The sequence below is a fragment of the Streptomyces natalensis ATCC 27448 genome (genome assembly GCF_000935125.1).
Lineage (GTDB): Bacteria > Actinomycetota > Actinomycetes > Streptomycetales > Streptomycetaceae > Streptomyces > Streptomyces natalensis.
On the sequence record NZ_JRKI01000034.1, the window covers coordinates 46,802 to 65,728 of the forward strand.

General features: G+C 71.4%; 18 protein-coding genes. 6 read left to right on the forward strand and 12 right to left on the reverse strand.

The window, feature by feature from the left end; all coding sequences use genetic code 11:
* Window positions 1–51 precede the first annotated feature (51 nt).
* Entirely contained in the window at window positions 52–1,332 is a 1,281-nt protein-coding gene (locus tag SNA_RS24915) for an acyl-CoA dehydrogenase family protein (protein ID WP_044366872.1), read from the forward strand.
* A gap of 76 nt (window positions 1,333–1,408) precedes the next feature.
* Here SNA_RS24915 and SNA_RS24920 read toward each other — a convergent pair whose 3' ends face one another.
* The 5 genes from SNA_RS24920 to SNA_RS24940 are packed head-to-tail and all read right to left on the reverse strand — an operon-like array spanning window position 1,409 to window position 5,536.
* On the reverse strand, window positions 1,409–2,032 hold the full coding sequence (locus tag SNA_RS24920) for a GAF domain-containing protein (RefSeq protein WP_037788818.1): 624 nt from the start codon (window positions 2,030–2,032) through the stop codon (window positions 1,409–1,411).
* Window positions 2,029–2,688: a GTP-binding protein gene (locus SNA_RS24925; protein ID WP_030064280.1), complete on the reverse strand. Its 660-nt coding sequence runs from the start codon at window positions 2,686–2,688 to the stop codon at window positions 2,029–2,031. The genes SNA_RS24920 and SNA_RS24925 overlap by 4 nt, the downstream gene beginning before the upstream one ends.
* A complete protein-coding gene (locus SNA_RS24930; RefSeq protein ID WP_198535130.1) occupies window positions 2,666–3,070 on the reverse strand; it encodes a DUF742 domain-containing protein in 405 nt (134 codons plus the stop codon). The genes SNA_RS24925 and SNA_RS24930 overlap by 23 nt, the downstream gene beginning before the upstream one ends.
* Window positions 3,071–3,072: 2 nt before the next feature.
* A complete protein-coding gene (locus tag SNA_RS24935; RefSeq protein WP_078970177.1) occupies window positions 3,073–3,561 on the reverse strand; it encodes a roadblock/LC7 domain-containing protein in 489 nt (162 codons plus the stop codon).
* The gene (locus SNA_RS24940) at window positions 3,551–5,536 is read right to left on the reverse strand and encodes a sensor histidine kinase (RefSeq protein WP_052808984.1); all 1,986 of its coding nucleotides are present in this window, start codon (window positions 5,534–5,536) and stop codon (window positions 3,551–3,553) included. The genes SNA_RS24935 and SNA_RS24940 overlap by 11 nt, the downstream gene beginning before the upstream one ends.
* Before the next feature lie 389 nt (window positions 5,537–5,925).
* On the opposite strand from SNA_RS24940, the gene SNA_RS24945 reads away from it, so the two are divergent.
* Together SNA_RS24945 and SNA_RS42765 are read left to right on the forward strand one after the other, a co-directional pair.
* Window positions 5,926–6,519: a hypothetical protein gene (locus SNA_RS24945; RefSeq protein WP_030064276.1), complete on the forward strand. Its 594-nt coding sequence runs from the start codon at window positions 5,926–5,928 to the stop codon at window positions 6,517–6,519.
* Between the two features lie 3 nt (window positions 6,520–6,522).
* Window positions 6,523–6,738 carry a hypothetical protein gene (locus SNA_RS42765; protein WP_157880087.1) on the forward strand — a complete coding sequence of 72 codons (216 nt, stop codon included), beginning with the start codon at window positions 6,523–6,525 and terminating at the stop codon, window positions 6,736–6,738.
* A gap of 1 nt (window position 6,739) precedes the next feature.
* On the opposite strand, the gene SNA_RS24950 is transcribed toward SNA_RS42765, so the two are convergent.
* The 7 genes from SNA_RS24950 to SNA_RS24975 form a co-directional block, all read right to left on the reverse strand.
* Entirely contained in the window at window positions 6,740–7,969 is a 1,230-nt protein-coding gene (locus SNA_RS24950) for an MBL fold metallo-hydrolase (RefSeq protein ID WP_030064275.1), read from the reverse strand.
* 143 nt (window positions 7,970–8,112) lie between these two features.
* Complete coding sequence (locus SNA_RS24955) at window positions 8,113–9,180, reverse strand: trypsin-like serine peptidase (protein WP_044366873.1); 1,068 nt, start codon at window positions 9,178–9,180, stop codon at window positions 8,113–8,115.
* Between the two features lie 23 nt (window positions 9,181–9,203).
* Entirely contained in the window at window positions 9,204–10,328 is a 1,125-nt protein-coding gene (locus SNA_RS24960; protein ID WP_044366874.1) for a trypsin-like peptidase domain-containing protein, read from the reverse strand.
* The gene (locus SNA_RS24965) at window positions 10,325–13,225 is read right to left on the reverse strand and encodes an AAA family ATPase (RefSeq protein ID WP_052808985.1); all 2,901 of its coding nucleotides are present in this window, start codon (window positions 13,223–13,225) and stop codon (window positions 10,325–10,327) included. The genes SNA_RS24960 and SNA_RS24965 overlap by 4 nt, the downstream gene beginning before the upstream one ends.
* Window positions 13,206–14,327, reverse strand: coding sequence for a hypothetical protein (locus SNA_RS42770; protein WP_051877171.1), 1,122 nt, complete (start codon window positions 14,325–14,327; stop codon window positions 13,206–13,208). The genes SNA_RS24965 and SNA_RS42770 overlap by 20 nt, the downstream gene beginning before the upstream one ends.
* Before the next feature lie 96 nt (window positions 14,328–14,423).
* A complete protein-coding gene (locus tag SNA_RS24970) occupies window positions 14,424–15,377 on the reverse strand; it encodes an alpha/beta fold hydrolase (RefSeq protein WP_044366875.1) in 954 nt (317 codons plus the stop codon).
* A 5-nt stretch (window positions 15,378–15,382) separates the two neighbouring features.
* A complete protein-coding gene (locus tag SNA_RS24975; RefSeq protein ID WP_030064268.1) occupies window positions 15,383–16,276 on the reverse strand; it encodes a DNA/RNA non-specific endonuclease in 894 nt (297 codons plus the stop codon).
* A 252-nt stretch (window positions 16,277–16,528) separates the two neighbouring features.
* Between SNA_RS24975 and SNA_RS24980 the strand changes: the two genes are divergently transcribed.
* From SNA_RS24980 to SNA_RS24990, 3 genes are all read left to right on the forward strand, one after another.
* Window positions 16,529–17,380, forward strand: a complete 852-nt coding sequence (locus SNA_RS24980; RefSeq protein WP_030064267.1) for a caspase family protein — start codon at window positions 16,529–16,531, stop codon at window positions 17,378–17,380.
* The gene (locus tag SNA_RS24985) at window positions 17,377–17,583 is read left to right on the forward strand and encodes a hypothetical protein (protein ID WP_030064266.1); all 207 of its coding nucleotides are present in this window, start codon (window positions 17,377–17,379) and stop codon (window positions 17,581–17,583) included. The genes SNA_RS24980 and SNA_RS24985 overlap by 4 nt, the downstream gene beginning before the upstream one ends.
* A gap of 238 nt (window positions 17,584–17,821) precedes the next feature.
* Entirely contained in the window at window positions 17,822–18,904 is a 1,083-nt protein-coding gene (locus SNA_RS24990) for a right-handed parallel beta-helix repeat-containing protein (protein WP_420823515.1), read from the forward strand.
* Window positions 18,905–18,927 lie beyond the last annotated feature (23 nt).

The following is an 18,927-nucleotide window of genomic DNA, read 5'->3' on the forward strand; positions in this document are numbered from 1 at the left end:
TCCTGAGGCGGTTGCAACCAGCGTGGGAAGGAACGCGGAGGAGGACTCGTCTTGTATCGCTATTTCACCGACCAGCGACATGAAGCGCTCCGGCAGCGGGTACGGGAGTTCGCCGAGCGCGAGGTCCGGCCCCGGATCGCCGAGATGGAGGCGAGCCGTTCCGTTTGCCACGACCTTTCGCGGCTGATCGCCCGGCAGGGATGGATCGGCGTGACCGTCCAGCGCGCCTACGGCGGGATGGGCGCCGGACATCTGGCCAAAACCCTCATCATCGAGGAGCTCTCGCGGGTGAGCGCCGCCATGGGCGCGATGGTGCAGGCGTCCCAGCTGGGCGTCGCGAAGATCGTCCACTTCGGCAGCGAGGAGCAGAAGAAGACCTGGCTGCCGGCGATCGCGTCGGGCGAATGCCTGCCGACCATAGCCGTCACCGAACCGCAGTCCGGCGGCCATGTCCTGGGCATGGAGAGCACCGCGGTCCGCGACGGCGACGACTATGTCCTCAACGGCCACAAGGTCTACGTCGGCAACAGTCATGTCGGCGATCTGCACGGCGTGGTCGTGCGCACCGGCCCCGGGTCCACGGGCCTGTCCGCCTTCCTCGTCGAGTCCGGCACCCCCGGCTTCCGGGTCGGGCCGCAGCAGCCCGCGATGGGACTGCACGGCTTCAGCTTCGGCGAGCTGTTCTTCGACGACTGCCGGGTGCCGGCGGCGAATCTGCTGGGCGAAGAGGGCGACGGCCTGTCCGTGGCGTACTCCTCCAGCGTGCTGTACGGGCGGCCCAATCTGACCGCCGTTTCGCTGGGGATCCATCAGGCGGTGTTGGACGAGACCTCCCGCTTCAGTGCGGAGCGGCAGCGCTACGGCAAACCGCTGGCGGAGCTGAACAACATCAAGCTCAAGCTGGGGCGCATCCAGTCCCGGCTGCTGCTGGCCCGGCTGTCCGCGTACCACGCCGTCCATCTGCTGGACCAAGGGCTGCCGTGTGATGCGGAGCTGATGAACGCCAAGCTGGTCAATGTGGAATCCGCGCTGGAATCGGCGCGGGATGCGATGGACATCCATGCCGCGTGCGGGCTGTTCACCGACCGGCCGGTGGAGCGGTTCCTGCGCGATGCGCACCATATCGTCGCGCCGGCCGGGACCTCGGACGTCCAGCTGCTGCGGCTGGGCGAATTGGCGCTGGGCCGGGCGAAGGGCGAGTGGTCGAACCGGCTGGCGGAGCTGCTGCGGCTGGAGCCGGCCGAGCAGCCGGAGGAGAAGGCGTCGGCCACGGTCCCGGGACAGCGCACCGGGCCGGGGCGAGCGGTCTCCTGGTTCAGCCGGCACCGGTGAGCGGCGCCGGGTGAACGGACGGGCCGCGGCGCTCGGTCACATCGACCGGTGTCGCGGCCCGTTGTCCGGGTGTCGCTCAGGAGGCGTCGGGCTGCTGCTCCCGCTGAAGCTGCTCCTGCTCCATCTGGTGAATCTTCTCGACCAGTTCCGCGGCCAGCCCCTTGATGGTCGCCAGCCCCTCCCGTCCCCACGGGCGCGGTTCGAGGTCCACCACACAGACGGTGCCCAGCGTCATCCCCGTACGGTCGATCAGCGGCGCGCCCATGTAGGAGCGGATGCCGATCTCGTCGACGACCGGGTTGCCCGCGAAGCGGGGGTAGTCGCAGACGTCCTCCAGGACGAGGGCCTTGCGGCGGACCACCACATGCGGGCAGTAGCCGTGGTCGCGGGCCATCACCCGGCCCGGCCGGCCGCTGGGCGGCGCCGGGCCCAGCTCGACGGCCCGGTCCATGTCGGGTGCGTAGAGCCCGGCGAAGTACTGCCGCCGCTCGTCAATGAAGTTGACCATGGCGTACGGCGTATCGGTCGTCTTCGCCAGCTTGCGGGCGAAGTCGTCGAACGCGGGCAACGGGGAGCTGCCGATGCCCAGTTCACGCAGCCGGGCCACGCGCGCCGGGGCCTCGTTGTCCTCCGGGGTCAGCAGCAGACGGCGCGTGGGGTCGTAGGAGACGTAGGGGACACGGGAGACGGGATGCTTCATGGCACCTCCGGAGTGGCGGCTAGGGCGGGGGTGAGCAGATGCTCGACGAGCGAAACCAGGATGTTCGTGGCCGAACTGCACTGCCGGGCGTCGCAGAGCACGACCGGGGTGCGTTCCGAAAGGTCTATTGCGGCACGGACCTCCTCCGGTTCGTAGTGGTAGGAGCCGTCGAACTCGTTGACCGCGACGATGAAGTGAATGCCGCGGCGCTCGAAGAAGTCGACGGCGGCGAAGCACTGGTCGAGCCGGCGGGTGTCGGCGAGGATCACCGCGCCGAGGGCACCGTTGGACAGTTCGTCCCACATGAACCAGAAGCGCTGCTGGCCCGGTGTGCCGAAGAGATACAGCACATGTTCGGAGCTCAGGGTGATCCGGCCGAAGTCCATGGCGACGGTAGTGGTGTTCTTGTCCTCGATGCCTTCGAGGTCGTCGGTGCCGATGCCGATCTGGGTGAGGAGTTCCTCCGTACTGAGCGGCTCGATCTCGCTCACCGCGCCGACGAAGGTCGTTTTGCCGACGCCGAAACCGCCCGCGACCAGGATCTTGAGCGCGGTGGGGAACAGGTCGGGGGATTCGGGAGGGGGACTCCCCGGGGTTTGGGGTACGGGGGAAGGGGTCCCCGTGGCCGGGGAGTCACAGTCGTTGACGTAGTCCATGCAGCACCGCCTCCAGCAGGGCTCGGTCGGTCCGGGACGCGGGGTCTGCCGAAACGGCGGCGGGCGCCCGCGCGGTGAGCGCCCCGCACTCGACGAGGTCGGCGAGGAGCACTTTGGTGACCACGGCGGGCAGTCGTATGTGGGCGGCGATCTCGGCGACCGAGACCGGCCCGCCGCACAGTCCCAGCACCCTCGCGTAGTCCGGTCCCTGGCAGGCGACGGGCCGCCGACCGGTGGCCATCACCATGGTCAGCAGGTCGAAGTGCGCGGTGGGGCGGGTCCGGCCGTTGCTGATGGTGTACGGCCGGACCAGCCGGCCCGCCGCGTCGTCGTACCAGGCCGGCTCATGACCGCCTTGCCGCATCCGGCGGCCCAGCGGCATGGTCAGCGACCGCCGGCCGGGGTCTGCTGGCGCGCGGGCGTGGACAGGTAGGGCCGCACGCTCTTGACCAGCATCCCCATCTCGTACGACAGCACGCCCACATCGGCGTCGCGGCCGGCCAGCACGGCCAGGCAGGCGCCGGTTCCGGCGGCGGAGACGAACAGGAAGCTGGACTCAAGCTCCACGGCGACCTGGAGGACCTTGTCGCCGGGCGCGAAACGCGCGCCGGTGCTGCGGGCGAGGGAATAGAGGCCGGAGGCCAGGGCGGCCATGTGGTCGGCGCTGTCCGGGTCGAAGCCGTGGGCGGCCTTCACCAGGCCGTCGGAGGACAGCAGGAGCGCGCTGGTGGTATGCGGGACGCGCTGGATGAGTCCGGTCAGGAGCCAGGCCAGTTCCCCCTGCTGCCGGCCCTGGGCCTGGGCCTGCGATGCGGTGTGCGGCTGCGCCGTGAACGGCTGCCGGTGCGGCTGCGTGTGCACATCACTCACCATGGTTGTGGTCGTCTCCTCGGGGGCGGGCCGTGGGGGCCTCGTGGTCGTGGTCGGCAAGCGGCTGGGGGCCGCCGGGGCTGCTGGTCTCGCCGCCCTGGCCTGCGGGGGTGCGGTTGCGGTAGGGGGCGAGCCCGGCCGCGTAGTCGTCGTCGCCGAGGCTGAAGCCGCGCTGGAAGGTGGCCATCAGCGTCGGGTCGTGCTCGGGTTCGGGGCCGGTGCTCTGCGACGGCAGGATCGGCTCGCCGCGGAGTTCGGGCACCAGATGGGTCTGCTTGATCCGGCGCGGCAGCCGGGGGCGGGCGCCGTCGTCCGGATCGACGGGCGGGGCGGGCGGCAGCTGGACGGGGCCGGGGGCGGCGCCCGCGTGCGTGGGGCCGGGGGCGGAGACGGAGTCGGGGTGCGCGGGGGCGGTGGCGCGCACGGGGCCGGTGGGTGGCATGGCCGAGTGGTCGTCGGCGCCCCGCCGGGGGGCTTCGAGTGCGCGCTCGGGGCCGGTGGCGGCGGAGTCGAGGCTGCGGTGGCGGCCGCGCGGCTCGTTCTCGTAGGCATCGGAGGCGTAGCGGGCGTAGGGGTCGTGCTCGTGGTCGTCGTCGCGTTCGAGCGTCGCCGTGGTCGTCGGCGCGGCGCCGGTCACCGTCGCCCGGTCGCCCTTGCCGTCCTCCTCGGGGGGTGCCTCGCCGAGGAGTTCGGTGGGCACGATCAGGACGGCCTGCACGCCGCCGTAGATGTTGTTCCGCAGCTGGACGACGATGCCGTGCCGGCGGGCGAGCGAGGCGACGACGTACAGACCGATGCGGCCGTCGCTCAGCAGCTCGGCGACATCGACGTTGTAGGGGTCGGCGAGCAGCGCGTTCATCTGCGTCTGCTCGTCGTGGTCCATGCCCAGGCCACGGTCCTCGACCTCGACGGCGAGGCCGGCGGTGACCAGCTGGGCGCGCAGCATGATGGGGGTCTGCGGGGCGGAGTAGATCGAGGCGTTCTCGACGAGTTCGGCGAGCAGGTGGACGACGTCGGCGACGGCGTGCCCCTGGAGGTGGCCCTCGATCGGCGGGACGAGCTTGACCCGGGGGTACTGCTCGACCTCGGCGATGGACGAGCGCAGCACCTCGACCATGGAGATCGGGCGGGTCCACTGGCGCCGGGAGATGGCGCCGCCGAGGACGGCGAGGTTCTCGGCGTGCCGCCGGGTGCGGGTCGCCAGGTGGTCGACGTGGAAGATCCCCTTGAGCAGATCGGGGTCCTCGACCTGGTGCTCCAGCTCGTCCAGCAGCAGGATCTCGCGGTGCACCAGGGACTGGAGGCGCCGGGCGAGGTTCACGAAGACCTCGACCTTCTGCTCGCTGCCGGTGGCGTTGCTGCGGGCGATGGCGACGGCGTCGATGACGGCGGCCTCGGCGGCGCGGCCGGCGGAGGTCACCTCGTGGGCGAGCAGATCGAGGGTGTCGCCGGTACCGGCGGGGGTCTGGTCGGATGCGGGGTCGCGGTGGTGCAGGCGGTCGCCCCGGCGCACCCGGTCCAGGAGGTCGTAGAGGTCGGACTGGCTGCGTGCGCACACCTCGCGGAGGCGGGCGTAGCGCATGACGACGGCGCGCGCCTCGGAGTTGGCGGTGGCGCCCGCGGTGAGCACGATGACGCAGACCAGCCCCAGCCCGCCGGCCAGCACCGGCCACTCGCGGCCGGTGAGGTGGGCACCGCCGGCCTGGACGGCGAAGGCGGCGACGGCGGTGGCGACGACGGCGACGAGCAGGCAGGGTACGGCGGCGAGCCGGACCAGACGGGACCGTATCGCCGAGTCGGCGGCGGACTCGGGGAAGGCGGCCCGGCCGTGGCGCCTGCCCTCGCGCTCCCGCCGCGCGGCGGGAAGGGGTACGGGGGGTCCCCCCGGGGAACACTGATCCCCAGAGGAACTCTCCCCTTCCGGGGACCTGGGGACCTCCGGGGACGTCTGGGTCCCCTGGGGGAATGCGGCAGGCATCGGCGCCCTCCGGATCGGCCGTTGGCAGTTCACGGAGCACGCACGCTAGTTGTTGCCGGGGTGGGAACCGGACCCACTTCGAGGTTTCGCCACCCCTCGCCACCTCCTTGAGTGGGCGCCGCCCGGATGGCAGTGCGATTCCGTACGAACTCCCGTTCTGAAAGGGGGAGTTGGAGCGCGTAACGCGGGGGGTCGGCGGGGGCGCGAGGGGCCCCGCCGTCGCGGGTGACGCCAGGGACGGGAGGGGGGCGAACGCCGCGCACAACGGCCCGTACCGGCGCGCTCGCGGACCAACCCCACGGCCCGACGGAGATCAATTCGATTTCCACGGTAAAGAGAAGGTAATGTCCCGCGGGACCGAATTACTTGCTCCACCCGGGGGAAATCCCTTGCGCAAGATCACCGCTGCCGCCATGGCCGGTATATCCGCCGCGGCCCTCCTCGCCGTCGGCGCCTCCTCCGCCCAGGCGGCAGAGGACATTCCGTCCGACTACTCGGGCGAGGCTCTCGCCGATCACGTCGCCATCGAGGATATTCCCGGCGACGCCGTCACGGCGGAGGACCAGAAGCTGGTGAAGGCGCCGAACCCGATGCTGCGTTCGGCGGCCGGATCCACCGCCATCGGCTCGTTCAGCTATTCCATCGGCGGAGCCACCTTCAACGTTCCCACCGGCTGTTTTCTTACCCATTCGATCAAGGGGTCCGGTAAGAAGATCGACCGCCAGATCACGGGTGTGGACTGCGTCGGACCGGCGGTGCTGGCCACCCGCTTCTGCAACACCCGCCTGGAATACCACTACGCCGATACCGCCGGGAAGACGTACAAGATCGTGCGCGGTCCGCTGAACACGACGTGCAAGACGGGGACGGTGCCCGTGTACAAGACGGGGAAACGTACGCTTCCCAAGTACGGGAAGGCGTGTGCTCAGCTGTTCGTCAACGGTAAGCGGCGCGCTGTGCAGTGCCACTTCATCACCAAGTAGCCGATGATGACGGATATGCATTACCGCTCTCGCAACTGGTGGATCGAATGCGCGGTGTTCGTGTCGGTGGCTGCGGCATGCACGGTGCTCCTGGCGCTGCTCTGGATCGTTTCCCTCGGTGGGCGTGAAGCGACCGCAAGTGTGTGGGGATTCCTCGTTCCCGGAATTCTCGCCGGGCTGTGGGCCGCTCGCCGCTACCGGCGGCGGCACGGCGGCTGAGTCACCTCTCGCCCGCCAAGTCGAGCTCGCCGCTTGCCTCTTGCACCGCGGCAGCAGGCCGGGGCCGGCGCCAGGGATGGGCGAGGGGGGCGGACACCGCGCGCCACCAGGGATCGGCGGGGACGTCTCCGGCGGGTTCGAAGGGCTGGCCCGGCCGCGGGAACGCCACGGCTTGCCCGGCCTCGTCCGCCGCGTCCCTCGTCCACTCGCCGGGCTCCGCCCACGGGTGCACCGACAGGCTGAACGTCCCCCAGTGGATCGGCAGCAGCACCCCGCCGGGCCGGTGTCCTTGCAGGTCGAGGTGGGCCTGGATGCCCTGTGCGGGCGTCATGTGGATGTCCGGCCAGGCGCCGGGCAGGGGCACGGTGTCCGTGCGGCCCGCGGGCCAGAAATTCGAGTACGCGCCGACCTGGATCATCGTCACGTCGAACGGCCCGTGGGCGGCGCCGGTCTCGGCGAATCCGGGGAAGTAGCCGGTGTCGCCGCTGTGGTAGATCCGGTGCTCGGGTCCCGCCACCACCCACGAGGCCCACAGGGTGTGCTGCGGACCGCGCAGTCCGCGGCCGCAGAAATGCTGGGCGGGGGTGGCCGTGAGGGTCAGCTCGCCGATCCGGGTGGACTCGTGCCAGTCCAGTTCGGTGATCCGCTCCGGTGGGACGCCCCAGAATTCCAGGTCGGCGCCGATGCCGAGCGGGACGACGAAGGCCGCGCCGGAGGCGGTCAGGCCCTGGATGGTGGGCATGTCGAGATGGTCGTAGTGGTCGTGCGAGATGACGACGGCATCGACCGGGTCCAGCGCGGCCGGGTCGATCGGCACCGGGTGCAGCCGCTTGGGGCCGATCCGGTCGAACGGCGAACAGCGCTCGCCCCAGACCGGGTCGAACAGCACCCGTCGCCCGTCGATCTCGGCGAGCACGCTCGAATGGCCCAGCCAGGTGATCCGCAGCCCGGAGGCCGGCGGGCTGCCCCAGTCCGCGGCGGTCGGGTCGTACACCGGAATCCGGCCCGCCGGGACGCGGCGGCGCCGCGCCTCGCGGCTGAGCTGTGCGCGGGCCATCGGCAGCGCGGAGGCCCGGAACAGTTGCCGGGTCGGCGCCGGATTGCGGAACTGGCCGTCCCGGAACTGCGGCGATCGGCGCATCCTGGCCAGCCGCTCCCCGGTGGGCTCGGCGCCGAAGGCGGCGGGCCGCAGGGCGCGCAGCGGGGTCCGGCGGGGTCGGGAGCCGGTCACGGCACCTCCATGGTCGGGACGGTCCCCAGGGAAACGGCGCGAGCGGGCGGGGTATTCCCTGCGGCCGGGGTATTTCCCGCAGCCGGGGTGTTCCCCGCAGCCTGGGTACGTCCCGCGGCCGGGATGTTCCCCGCACACCCGCCTCAGACGAAGTTGACCTCCGCCCGGGTCAGCAGCGGGTCGTCGACCAGCTGCCACAGCGGTACGGCGTAGTTCCCGTAGCCGTAGCGGCCGCCGTAGTGCAGGCCGAGGACACGGTGGTCGGCGAGGTCGAAGACCGGGGAGCCGCTGTTGCCGCCGAGGGTGGAGCAGTCGTGCTTCATGGTCGCGCGCGCGGGCAGCAGCTCCGTGGTGGTGCCGGGCTGGAGGCGTTTGACGTTGTAGATGTCCATGAAGATCCGGCGCATCGACTCCGGTTCATTGCGGCGGCCGTCCCAGGCGGGATAGCCGATGCAGTACACCGGCCGGCCGGGCAGATCGGCCGGCGCGTCCGCGGCGACGGCCAGCGGACCGGGCGGCGGGGTGGGACCGGCGTACGGGACGACCCGCAGCAGGGCCATGTCGACGTCCTGGTGGATGCCCAGCACCTCGGTGATGCGGTAGGTGGCGCCGCCGTCCTGCGGGGTGGGGGTGGCGTACTCCTCGGCCATGTCGAGGGCGGCGGTCATGCCCTGCTGGAAGGTCCATCCGTCGCCGTCGCTGCGGGCGAACTCCACGGCGACATGACGGTTGGTCATCACCGCTTCGGGGCCGACGAGGAACGCCGTGCCGAGCCAGTCCAGGCTGAGGTGCCCGGTGACCTCGACCCGGCCGACCCGGGCGAGGGACCGGCGGATGGCGGGGCGGTGGCCGTCGAGGACGGCCCAGTCGCCGGCGGGCGGGACGAAGTCGTGGTTCTGGACGAGGAGGGCGGGGCGGCCTTCCAGCAGGACGATGGCCTCCATCCCGAAGGACTCGTCGTCGCCGATCTCGTCGGCGCGGCCCGCGGCGAGCTTCTCCAGGCCGTCGGCGCCCGCGGCCAGCACCCGGGTGCGTTCCTGGCGGGCGTACTGGGAGATCTGGCCGGCGGGCAGCTCCGCGGCCGGCAACTCGGCCGAGGATTCCGGCACTTCCCAGGTCAGACCGTCCCGAACCCGCTGGGCGACCTCCCGCAGGTCGGAGAACAGCTGCTCGGGGCCGGTTGCGACCGGTGAGCGGCTCCGGGTGGGCATGGCGCGCTCCTTTCCGGCGGCGGCTAGTCGCGCTGGGCGGCGGCGATTTCGGCGTGGACGGCGGGGGTGTGGGCTTCCAGGTGCTGCATGATGACGTCCATCCGGGTGCCGACGTTGACGAAGGCCGTGGTTCTGCCCTGGAACATCACGTTCTCCACCCGCCGGCTGCCCCGGTGGAGCGCCACCACCTTCCAGTCGTCGGTCAGGACCGGCGAGCCGGAGGAGCCGCCGCGGGTGTCGGTGAAGTAGCGCACGTCCTGGTCGTCCGCCTCGTAGACCAGGTTGTTGCGCAGGGCGACGCGTTTGGGCAGGCCGCCGGGGTGCTGGATGATGTTGACGGCCACGTAGTCGCCGTCGGCGACCGCCAGGGACGCCGGTGCCAGTTTCAGCACCGGGCGGGCGGGCGCGGTGGCCAGGCGCAGGACGGCGTAGTCCAGGCCCGGGTCGGCGGCGACCAGATCGCTCACGGCTGCCTCCTCGGTCTCCACGTCGTCGGTGTCGTAGTCGAAGCGGGCGTGGGCGTGCTGGGCCTGGAGGTGCAGGTCGTCGGGTGCGGCGGTGGGCCGCTGTCCGCCGGTGGCGGTGCGGGCGTTGACCACATGGTGGTTGGTGATCAGGAGGTCGGGGGCGAGGAGCCAGCCGGTGCCGGAGTGCGGGTAGCCGTTCGGCTGGAGGGGGGCGCCGCCCTCGTACGGCGGGACCTTGATCCGGGCGACGGCGGTGCCGGCCAGGTCGCCGCCCCGCAGGAAGCCGATGGGCACGGTGTCGTCGCGGTGGACGATCTCCTCCTTGATCTCCGGGGCGGGGTGCTCGGCCAGGATGTCGGGCTCGCCGCCGGCCTGGCGGGCCACCTCGTCCAGGGCGCGCTGGAAGACGGCGAGCGGCGCGGACTCGGTGGTCTGGGCGACGGCGTTGCGCAGCCAGATCCCCAGGGGGACGGAGCCGTCCACGAGCCGTTCGACGCGGTTCATCGAGGCGAGATCGGAGTGCACCTGAGGGCCGGGGGCAGGAAGCAGGGGCAGCCCGCCGCGGTACTTGAGCATGATGCCGTCGAAGAGGAGCGGGCGCAGGGCGGGTTCGGCCAGGCCGCTCTCCAGCGCGGCGTCGCTCACCTGCTGGATCGCGTCCGGCGGGAGGTAGGCGGTCACGGTGCACCCGGCCTTTCGTGCGGGCGGAGGGGCTCGCCGGCCGCGGTACGGGCGCCGGTGCCCACGCCCATGGCCGCGGCCACCCCGGCGACGATCTCGCCGCTGTCGTCGGGCACCGTCAGCAGCCGCTGGGCGAGCCGGCCGAGGGTGCCGCGGTCCCTGGCCAGGCGCAGCAGATCGGCGATGCCGGGGGTGGGCGCGTCCCCGAAGTGCTGCCGGTACGTGCCGATGGCTTCGTTGAGGATCTTCATGACGCGTCCCAGCAGCTCCGGCCGTCGGGTGGTGGCCCGGCGCATCGCCCCGCCGAGGGTGTCGAGGGTGGCGTCGTCCGCCGGGAGCCCGGCGACCTTCAGGGCGTGGTCGAGCGCGCCGGGGTCCTGGTCGTAGATCTGGGAGGCGACGGCGCGGACGAGGACGGGCCGTTTGGCGAGGACGTCGTCCGGCATCTCCCGGAGTCTGTGGGCGAGTTGACCGCCCGCCGCGGCGTCGCCGGGCAGGTCGTCGCCGGTCAGCCGGGCGCGGGCGAGCAGCGCGCCCATGGCTTCGAGGTCCGCTCCGAGCCCCGCCGCGACGTTCTCCGCCAGCTCCAGGTCGTGACCGGCGCCCGCCCGGTCGCCGTCGGCCTCGGCGAGGCGGGCGGAGAGCAGCAGCAGTTCCAGCCGCCGTTCGCCGCAGCCCTCCCGGGCCGCCTCGTCGAGGGCGTCCGCGGTGACCGTACGGGCCCGGGTGCGCTGTCCCAGCCGGTCGAGCGTCTCGGCGAGCAGCGGGTGCAGCGGACTGCACGGTGTCCAGGGGCGGCGCCGCTCCAGCCGCTCGTACGCCGCCTGCGCATAGCCCTGGGCGAGCAGGTCCTCCACCTCGCGGGCGGTGAGGCGTTCCCAGTCCGCCTGGTCGGCGGCCTCGGTGACCTTGTCGGGCGCGCCGGTGCCGAGCCGGGCGGTCAGCTGCGCCGCCGCCCGGGGCGGCAGGTCCTGCTGCGCGCCGGCCAGGAACCGTTCGACGCCGGGCAGCCAGCGGTTCTCGACCGAGCGGGGGTCCTCGTCCAGCCGCAGCCGGTGGTAGATCTCCTCGGCGCGGTCGGCGAGCCCGTCCCGTGCGGCGTAGTAGTCGACGGCGCCGGCTTCGACCGCGCGCATCGCGGCGGTGTGGTCGCTGCCGGGCAGCCGCAGCATGATGGCGCGGACGTCGGCGCGGTAGCACGCCGCATCGGGGCCGAGGGGCTCCACCATGTCCAGGCGGCACAGCTCCTCGAAGAGCCGCCGGGCGGCCTGCGGGGTGGGCACGTCGAGTCCGCAGGGCTCGGCGAGGACGTCCTTGATGATCTGCGGGGTGAGGGTGCGCAGCACCAGGCCGGGGCGGGCGAGGCGGCGGATGTCCTCGTCGGCGATATGGCTGAGGATGCGGTCGTAGAGGATGCCCTGGACGAGCAGTTGGTCGACGCGGCGAAAGCCCTCGTCCCGCCGGGCGGGAAGCGAGCGCAGCAGCTCGCCGATGGGGTCGGGGCCGCTGCCGAGGCCGGCGGCGCGGGCCGCGAGTTCGAGGCTGAGGGGGTGACCGCCGACGCGGTCGGCCAGCGCGCGTGCCACCTCGGGGTCGGCGACGCCTCGGACCGTCAGGAGGGCGACGGCCGCGTCCGGTTCGAGTTCCCGGAGTTCGATTTCCTGCGACGGGACGTCACGTGCCGGATGCTCCACGGGGGCACTGCCGGCGACGACACACCGCAGCCGCGGATAGACCCGCTCGAAGGCGCGGTAGGTCGTCCACATCCGGCCCAGCACGGGCGAGCCGCGGTACTGGGCCTCCTCGAACGAGTCGATGGCCAGCAGGAACGGCTGCTCCTCCTGGTCCGTGCCGGCCACCGCGCGCACCAGGACATCGGCGGTCCGCGCGAGGAGTTCGCTCTCCCGCCCGGTGGCCACGACCTGGAACGCGGTGGAGGAGCTGCGGCCCAGGACGGAACGGGTGGTGGCAAGCGACTGGAGCTGGGTCACCCGGTCCTGTTCCACCCGCTGGCTGCGGGCCACCTGCTGGCACTCCTCGGCGAGCGCGGCCAGTTCGGCGCGGTACGCGGGGTACTGGATGCCGAGCTGCCGGGCCACCTCGGCGATGAGGGTGACGGGTTCCTGGATGGAGAGCGTGGGCCGTGCGAAGTCGATGTAGGCGAACGGGAAGTCGGGGGCGTCCTGCCGGATGCTGTGCAGCAGGAAGGTGGCGAGCAGGGTGCTCTTGCCCATCCCGTCGGACCCGTGGATGGCCAGTGGGGGCACCGGCGGCTGTTGGGCGCCGAACACGTAGTCGTGCAGGGTGCGCAGTTCGCGGGTGCGGCCCTCGAACGGGCCCCGGACGAGGCGTTCGAGGGGGCGCAGCAGCCGGGCACGGTCCAGGGCGCGGCGGACGTCACCGGGGTCCGGCAGGCCCGACACGCCCGGTACGAGGGAGAGCCAGCGCACGGCCTGGAGGGTGTCGGCCAGTGCCTCGGCGGTTTGGGCCGGCTGCGGTGGCGGGGTGCCGGAGAGGTAGGCCAGGCAGAGGTGTTCGGGGCCGCAGTCGGCGCGGAACTGCTCGCGGTTGGCTTCCAGGGCGCGTAGTGCGGCGTCCGGGCCGGCCAGGCCGCGCAGGGTGGCGTTGCGGATCTCGGACTTGAGGGCCCAGACGACGGCGTCCTGGAGTCCGATGGTGCGGCAGTCGTCGACCAGTTCCAGGGCGGCGTCCCCGGTGGCGTGGTCCTCGCCGGGCAGCCGGAGCCGGTCGGGGTCGAAGCGGGAGAGCAGGCAGGCCGCTTCGCGGTAGGCGCGGTGGGTGTCGGACACGGTGTGCGAGCGGTCCTCGGCGGCGTGCAGTTCCTGGCGCAGCCGGGCGGCGAACCTCTCGCCTGTCTCAGAGGGACTGGTAGACACGGACCGCTCCCTCCGCCGCGCGGCAGATCCTGCGCATATAGCTTTCCTCGCCGCCGGGTGCGTTCGCGAAGCGCAGGACCTCGTCGACGGCCAGCCGGACCAGTTCGGTGATCTGCTCCTCGGCGGCCGGTCCTTCGCCCAGCCAGGCGGGCGGCGATTCGTGGAAGTACTGGTCGAAGAAGCCGTGCAGATCGCGGGGGTCCACGACGCGCGCCGTGTCCTGGCACTGGTTGACCCGCAGGTCGTCGGGCAGTTGGTGCATCGTGGGTCCGTAGCCGAGGAGGACCAGGCGGGGGGACCGGTCGCCACACACCTGCTCGTAGATGGCCAGTCCCAGCTCTCCGATCAAGTCCCAGACGTCGGAGGAGCGTTCGAGCATGTCGCATTCGTCCAGGACCAGCCAGAGGGGCTGATCCAGGGCGGCGGCCCGGCGGACCACCCAGTGCGCCGCGTCGTCCAGTGACGGCAGGAGGTCGTTGAGCTCGGCGAGGTTCAGCGGTGGGAGGCGGCCGGTGGGGTCGTCGGTGTATCCGGCCAGGCGGCGGACGACTTTGTCGGCGGTGGAGGTGGGCGACAGGGTGACGCGCGCCGGGCGGAATCCGCTCTGCTGTCCGAGGTGCCGCAGGAAGGTGTACGTGTAGGACCTGCCGCTGTTCGCGACACCGTCCACGAGCAGGACGAACTTGTCGGAGCCCGACAGGAATCTGCGCAGGGTTTCTCGGAGTTCGCTGCGGCCGATGAACACCTCGTCACCGAAGACGGACATCTGGAACATATCCCGCTCTTTGCCCCGGATTTTGACTCGCAATTCCCAGTCCGCAAGCAGCCTTTTCAGGAAATTCTTGGCTTTTTCGACGGCCGGCAGTGGGGACAACAGGGACACCAGAACCTCGACGAGTTTCATCTGCTCCTCGATGGAGCGGCGCGAGGCGTGGATGAGAGATCTGGCGTTCTCCTCGGGAACGGCCCCGAGGGCGAGCGAACCGATGAAATCCGGGGAGAAGTCGTACCGCTCGAGCACCAGATGGGGATGCGGATCGTTGAGGAGGTAATCCCGTATCCATTCGCGGACGAGGCCCCATTCCTCTTCGTTCAGCGGCATAACACACCTACCCACCCGCCCTCGCAAGCTCGGGCCGGAGCACCTCTCACTGTCATGTTTCCACCGGAGATGCGCCGCTGCAATTCCGTGCCGGGGTCAGTGGAAGAGCCGTTGCACGGGCTCGCTGACGTGGCGGTTCGCCAGGTACTGAGTGATGTTGTGGTGGTTTTCGCTGTCGTTGGTGACCAGCAGATCGGTGATGCGGTCCGCGGGTGCGTACTCGGGCCGCAGGGTGTGGTCGAGGGCCACCAGATCCCGTAGGTCCGAGGCGTTGCGCCAGGTCAGGACGCCGGACGGAACGGCGGGCGGCCGGGCCAGCCGGTCTTGTACCTCGGTGATCGCCAGCGGTGATCCCACGGTCACCAGCAGCTGCACCTCGCGCCGGAGTTCCGCCAGCACCTCGTAGGCGACGACGGATCCCAGGCTGTGTCCCACGACCACGAGCGGGCCGCCGTCCAGCCCGTCCAGCGCTTTCTTGAGAACGTCCCGGATCGCCGGTCCGTCGCCGCCGAAGAAATAGGCGTAAACGTCCTTGAAGGTGAGCTGAACGAGCAGCCGCAATGCCGCTCTACGGGCGGGCCGGGGCAGCGGCAGCACCTCGAGCAGGGGTTCCTCGCCCTGCCCCGGGCCCTCGTCATGACCGCTTTCGGCGAGTGTGTCGGCGAGATAGACCATATCCCGCAGCCAGCCGGTGAGAGTATCTTCCGGTACGGATCCGGGCGGGCTTTCCCCGCTGCGTTCACCCGCCTCGAAATGCGCCTCACCCAGGGTGTGCAGGATGAATTCCTCGGGATCTTCCGCCCCGTGCGGGCCCACTCTCTCCGCCGCGCTGTCGGGTCCGCCGTCCAGCGGGTCGGACCGGAAGTCGGGCAACGGTGTCTCGTACCGGAGCGAGGCCCAGTACGCCATCCGGGAGGCATCGCCCATGTCCTTGCCGAAAAGAGCCTGGTCCCATTGGGACTTGAGCAGTTCGGGGCGGACCTTGTTGCCGATGCCGTGGACATAGACCACCGTGGGCCGCTGCGCCGGGGAAGCCGGGGTGTCCGTCATCGCGGTCAGCCGTTCAGGACCATGTCGTCGGGCGATTCCAGGCGCCGCCAGCGCTCAGCGGGGGCGCGGGTGAGCGGCATCAGATCGCAGGCGGGCAGCGGGCCGAGATCCAGTCCGGTCAGCTCGGTGATATCGCTGACCGGCACCTGGAAGGTGCGGAAGGCACCCAGTGGCGGCGGCCCGCCCGGCGTCGCCCCGGCCAGGGCCCGGTCGGCGTCGCGGGTCAGATCCGGGCTCTGGTCGAGGACATAGCCGGTCGAGGCGAGCGCACCGCCCTGGAGGAAGGCCGCCACCTTCCAGAAGCGCAGCGGCACTTGGACGCCGCGGTAGGGCGGGTCGGAATCGTGCAGGACGGGGCCGGTGAACACGGTCAGCTTGCGGTCGAACTCGGCGGCGTGGTCGAGCAGATAGTTCTCCAGGCCCTGCCACAGCTTCTTGCCCTGGTTGAACACATTCGCCTGCGGCGCGGCGTTGGTGAAGTGGAAGGTGTCGTCGTTGGCCGCCTCGCACTCGGCCGGATCGCCCCATACGGGATCGAGACGGCGCACCAGGTGCCCGCGGTCGAGGATGTTGTCGTGGTAGATGTCCTCGCCGACCTGGCGGTCCTCGGGCAGCCGGGGATCGAAGCGCCAGTTGTCCTCCCGTGCCAGCACCCCCTCCATCAGCCGCTGCCCGTCGATACAGACCGCGGTGGCCGCCGCCAGCCGCCGGTCGGGGCGCAGCACCACGCTGAAGTGGGTGTACGGCAGCACCACCGTGGCGAGGTCCGGGGCGAGGGGGCGCGGCAGCGGCACCGCGGGGCCGAGGAAGCTCTCGTCGTAGCCCGTACGGCCGGTCGGCGTCGCGCGGGATGCCGCCCCGCCGGGGCCGCCGGGGCGCGGGGAATCCGGGGGTGTCATACGGGGAGCGGTTCCCGGCGGCGCCGGGCGGGCACCGGGGGCGGCGCCGAAGCCACTCGAACGGCCGGGCACGGGGAAGACGGGGCCCCTCGCACGCCCCATCGCGGGCCGATCGCGGGCCGATGGCGGGCCGTCGCCGGGCCAAAGGCCCGTTCAGGCGGTTGGGGCGGCGCCCCGGGTTCCGGCCCGGTGCGCCACGGAATGCATCGAGGCGCATCCGCTATCCCCCGACCCCGTATTCCAGGAGCCCTTATGGCCACCGGCCTTTCCCTCCATGTCGGACTCAACAGCGTCGATCCCGCGCAATACGACGGCTGGGACGGCCGGCTCGTCGCCTGTGAGAACGATGCCCGCGATCTGGCGGAGCTGGCCCGCGGGGTCGGCTTCGAGGAGACGGTGGTGCTGACCGCCGACGGCACCACCGAGAACATCACCGGCGAACTACGTAAGGCGGCCAAGCGGCTGGAGCACGGCGACATCTTTCTGTTCACCTACTCGGGTCACGGCGGCCAGGTGCCGAATGCCGAGGGCGGGGACGAGGAAGCGGATGAATTCGACGAAACGCTGGTGTTCTACGACCGGCAGTTCCTGGACGACGAGCTCTACCGGGAATTCGGGCGGTTCGCCGACGGGGTGCGGATCCTGGCGCTGCACGACAGCTGCCACAGCGGGACCGGCATCGAGGTGCGCGAGGTGCTCACCCCCGAGGCGATGCAGCGGCAGTTCCAGACCAGCGACCCGAACCGGATCGAGGACACCTCGCGGCTGATGCCGGTCGTCAAACAGGCCGAGATCTATGAGCGGGACAAGGACTTCTTCCGGAACATCCAGCGCAGCCTGGGCGCGAAATCGTCCCGTAAAGGGAGCACCAGCGCGCTGCTGATCTCCGCCTGCCAGGACAATCAGCTCGCCTCGGACGGCCCGGTCAACGGCCTGTTCACGGGGACGCTGCTGGAGGTGTGGGACAACGGGACGTTCCGCGGCGGATATCGCGCATTCCACCGGGACATCCAGCGGAACATGCCACCCACCCAGAGCCCGAATTTCTATGTCACCGGACAGCCCGGTGAGACGTTCCTGGCACAGCAGCCGTTCACGGTATGAGCCATCCGCCCGTAATCGTGCATGCGCCGTCCCCCGACGGCGGCCGGCAGGTGACCATCGGGGGCGAGCGCGTCGGCCGGGCGTACAGCACCGTGGACGTGCTCGAATTCCTGCGCCGGGCCGGTCTGGCGACGGACGTCGTGACCCTGGACGACCGCGAGGTGATCGAATGGCGCGGCGGGGACCACGAGGTCTGGTCATGATCCCTACGGCATCCGGGGCCGCGCCCACCCGTTCTGCGTACCTGCTGTGGTCATCGGGTTACTGCATGTGGCAAGCGGTCGTCATCGCCCATAACTTCGCCTCATGACGAGGCGACAGATCAGCCGATGGGCGTGGTCGCGTCCGCGGTGGCATGCGCGGCGGCAGACCGGCCGTCAGGCGAGAGGGACGGAACGGCCCGTGAGACGAAATACGGAGCACCCCACGAAGCAACCGGCCCTGCGCCGCCTGGTGTGCGGGACGTACCTGGCGGCGGCTCTGGCCGGCGGGCTCGGTACGGCCCCGCCGGCCGGTGCCTCGGAGCCGCACACCGTCCACCAGGCTCCGGAGCCGCACATGGTCCACCAGGGCGAGTCGATCCAGGCGGCGGTGGATGCGGCGCGCCCGGGCGACACCGTCCTCATCGGTCCCGGCATCTACCGGGAGAGCGTGGTGATCAAGGAGTCGGGGGTGACCCTGCGCGGGGCCGGCCCGCGGACCGTGATCGGCCCGCCCGTCGCGCGGGCGGAGAACGCGTGCGGTCAGGACGGCGACGGCATCTGCGTCCTGGGCGATCCAGGCCGCCGTCTGCGGAATGTCGGCATCCGTTCGCTGACCGTCGCGGGCTTCAAGAAGAACGGCATCTGGGCCACCGGCACCATCGGGCTCCAGGTGCGCGACGTCGTCGCGCGGAACAACGGCCAGTGGGGAATCGCCCTGGAGCGGTCCGTGCGCAGCAGTCTGCTGGACAACGCCGCCCGCGAGAACGGCGACGCGGGCATCTTCCTCGCCAACGTGGTCCAGGAGGAGGGCGGCGCCCTGGACACCCAGGACACCGCCATCGACGGCAACCTGCTGGCGGACAACCGGATCGGCCTCACCGTACGGCGGGTCCGGAACCTGCGCGTGGACGGCAACCGGATGTCCGGCAACTGCGGCGGGGTGTTCATCGTGGGCGACGAGGGCCGCCCCCGGGCCGGTGACCTCACGCTGCGGGGCAACGACGTGTGGCGGAACAACAAACGCTGCCCCGCCACCAAGCGCCTGCCGTTCCTCCAGGGCATCGGCATCGTCCTGACGGGCGCCGAGGACACCCGTGTGCGGGACAACCGGGTCGTCGACAACATCGGCGGCTCGCCGCTCTCCGGCGGCATCGTCCTGTTCCCCAGCTTTGCGAAGGCCCCCAACGCGCGCCATGAGATCCGGGACAACCTCGTGCTGCGCAACCGGCCGGCCGACCTCGCCGACCGGGACCAAGACGGCTCCGGGCACCGGTTCGTCGGCAATGTCTGCCGGGTCTCCGAGCCGGCCGGCCTGTGCTGAGGGCTGCGCGCACCGGACCACCC

What these genes read in the sequence shown, in the direction of transcription:
- SNA_RS24920 (WP_037788818.1), bottom strand. Translation starts at nt 2,032, where the DNA reads ATGAAGCATCCCGTCTCCCGTGTCCCCTACGTCTCCTACGACCCCACG.
- SNA_RS24925 (WP_030064280.1), bottom strand. Translation starts at nt 2,688, where the DNA reads ATGGACTACGTCAACGACTGTGACTCCCCGGCCACGGGGACCCCTTCC.
- SNA_RS24930 (WP_198535130.1), bottom strand. Translation starts at nt 3,070, where the DNA reads ATGCCGCTGGGCCGCCGGATGCGGCAAGGCGGTCATGAGCCGGCCTGG.
- SNA_RS24935 (WP_078970177.1), bottom strand. Translation starts at nt 3,561, where the DNA reads ATGGTGAGTGATGTGCACACGCAGCCGCACCGGCAGCCGTTCACGGCG.
- SNA_RS24940 (WP_052808984.1), bottom strand. Translation starts at nt 5,536, where the DNA reads ATGCCTGCCGCATTCCCCCAGGGGACCCAGACGTCCCCGGAGGTCCCC.
- SNA_RS42765 (WP_157880087.1), top strand. Translation starts at nt 6,523, where the DNA reads ATGATGACGGATATGCATTACCGCTCTCGCAACTGGTGGATCGAATGC.
- SNA_RS24955 (WP_044366873.1), bottom strand. Translation starts at nt 9,180, where the DNA reads ATGCCCACCCGGAGCCGCTCACCGGTCGCAACCGGCCCCGAGCAGCTG.
- SNA_RS42770 (WP_051877171.1), bottom strand. Translation starts at nt 14,327, where the DNA reads ATGCCGCTGAACGAAGAGGAATGGGGCCTCGTCCGCGAATGGATACGG.
- SNA_RS24970 (WP_044366875.1), bottom strand. Translation starts at nt 15,377, where the DNA reads ATGACGGACACCCCGGCTTCCCCGGCGCAGCGGCCCACGGTGGTCTAT.
- SNA_RS24975 (WP_030064268.1), bottom strand. Translation starts at nt 16,276, where the DNA reads ATGACACCCCCGGATTCCCCGCGCCCCGGCGGCCCCGGCGGGGCGGCA.
- SNA_RS24980 (WP_030064267.1), top strand. Translation starts at nt 16,529, where the DNA reads ATGGCCACCGGCCTTTCCCTCCATGTCGGACTCAACAGCGTCGATCCC.
- SNA_RS24985 (WP_030064266.1), top strand. Translation starts at nt 17,377, where the DNA reads ATGAGCCATCCGCCCGTAATCGTGCATGCGCCGTCCCCCGACGGCGGC.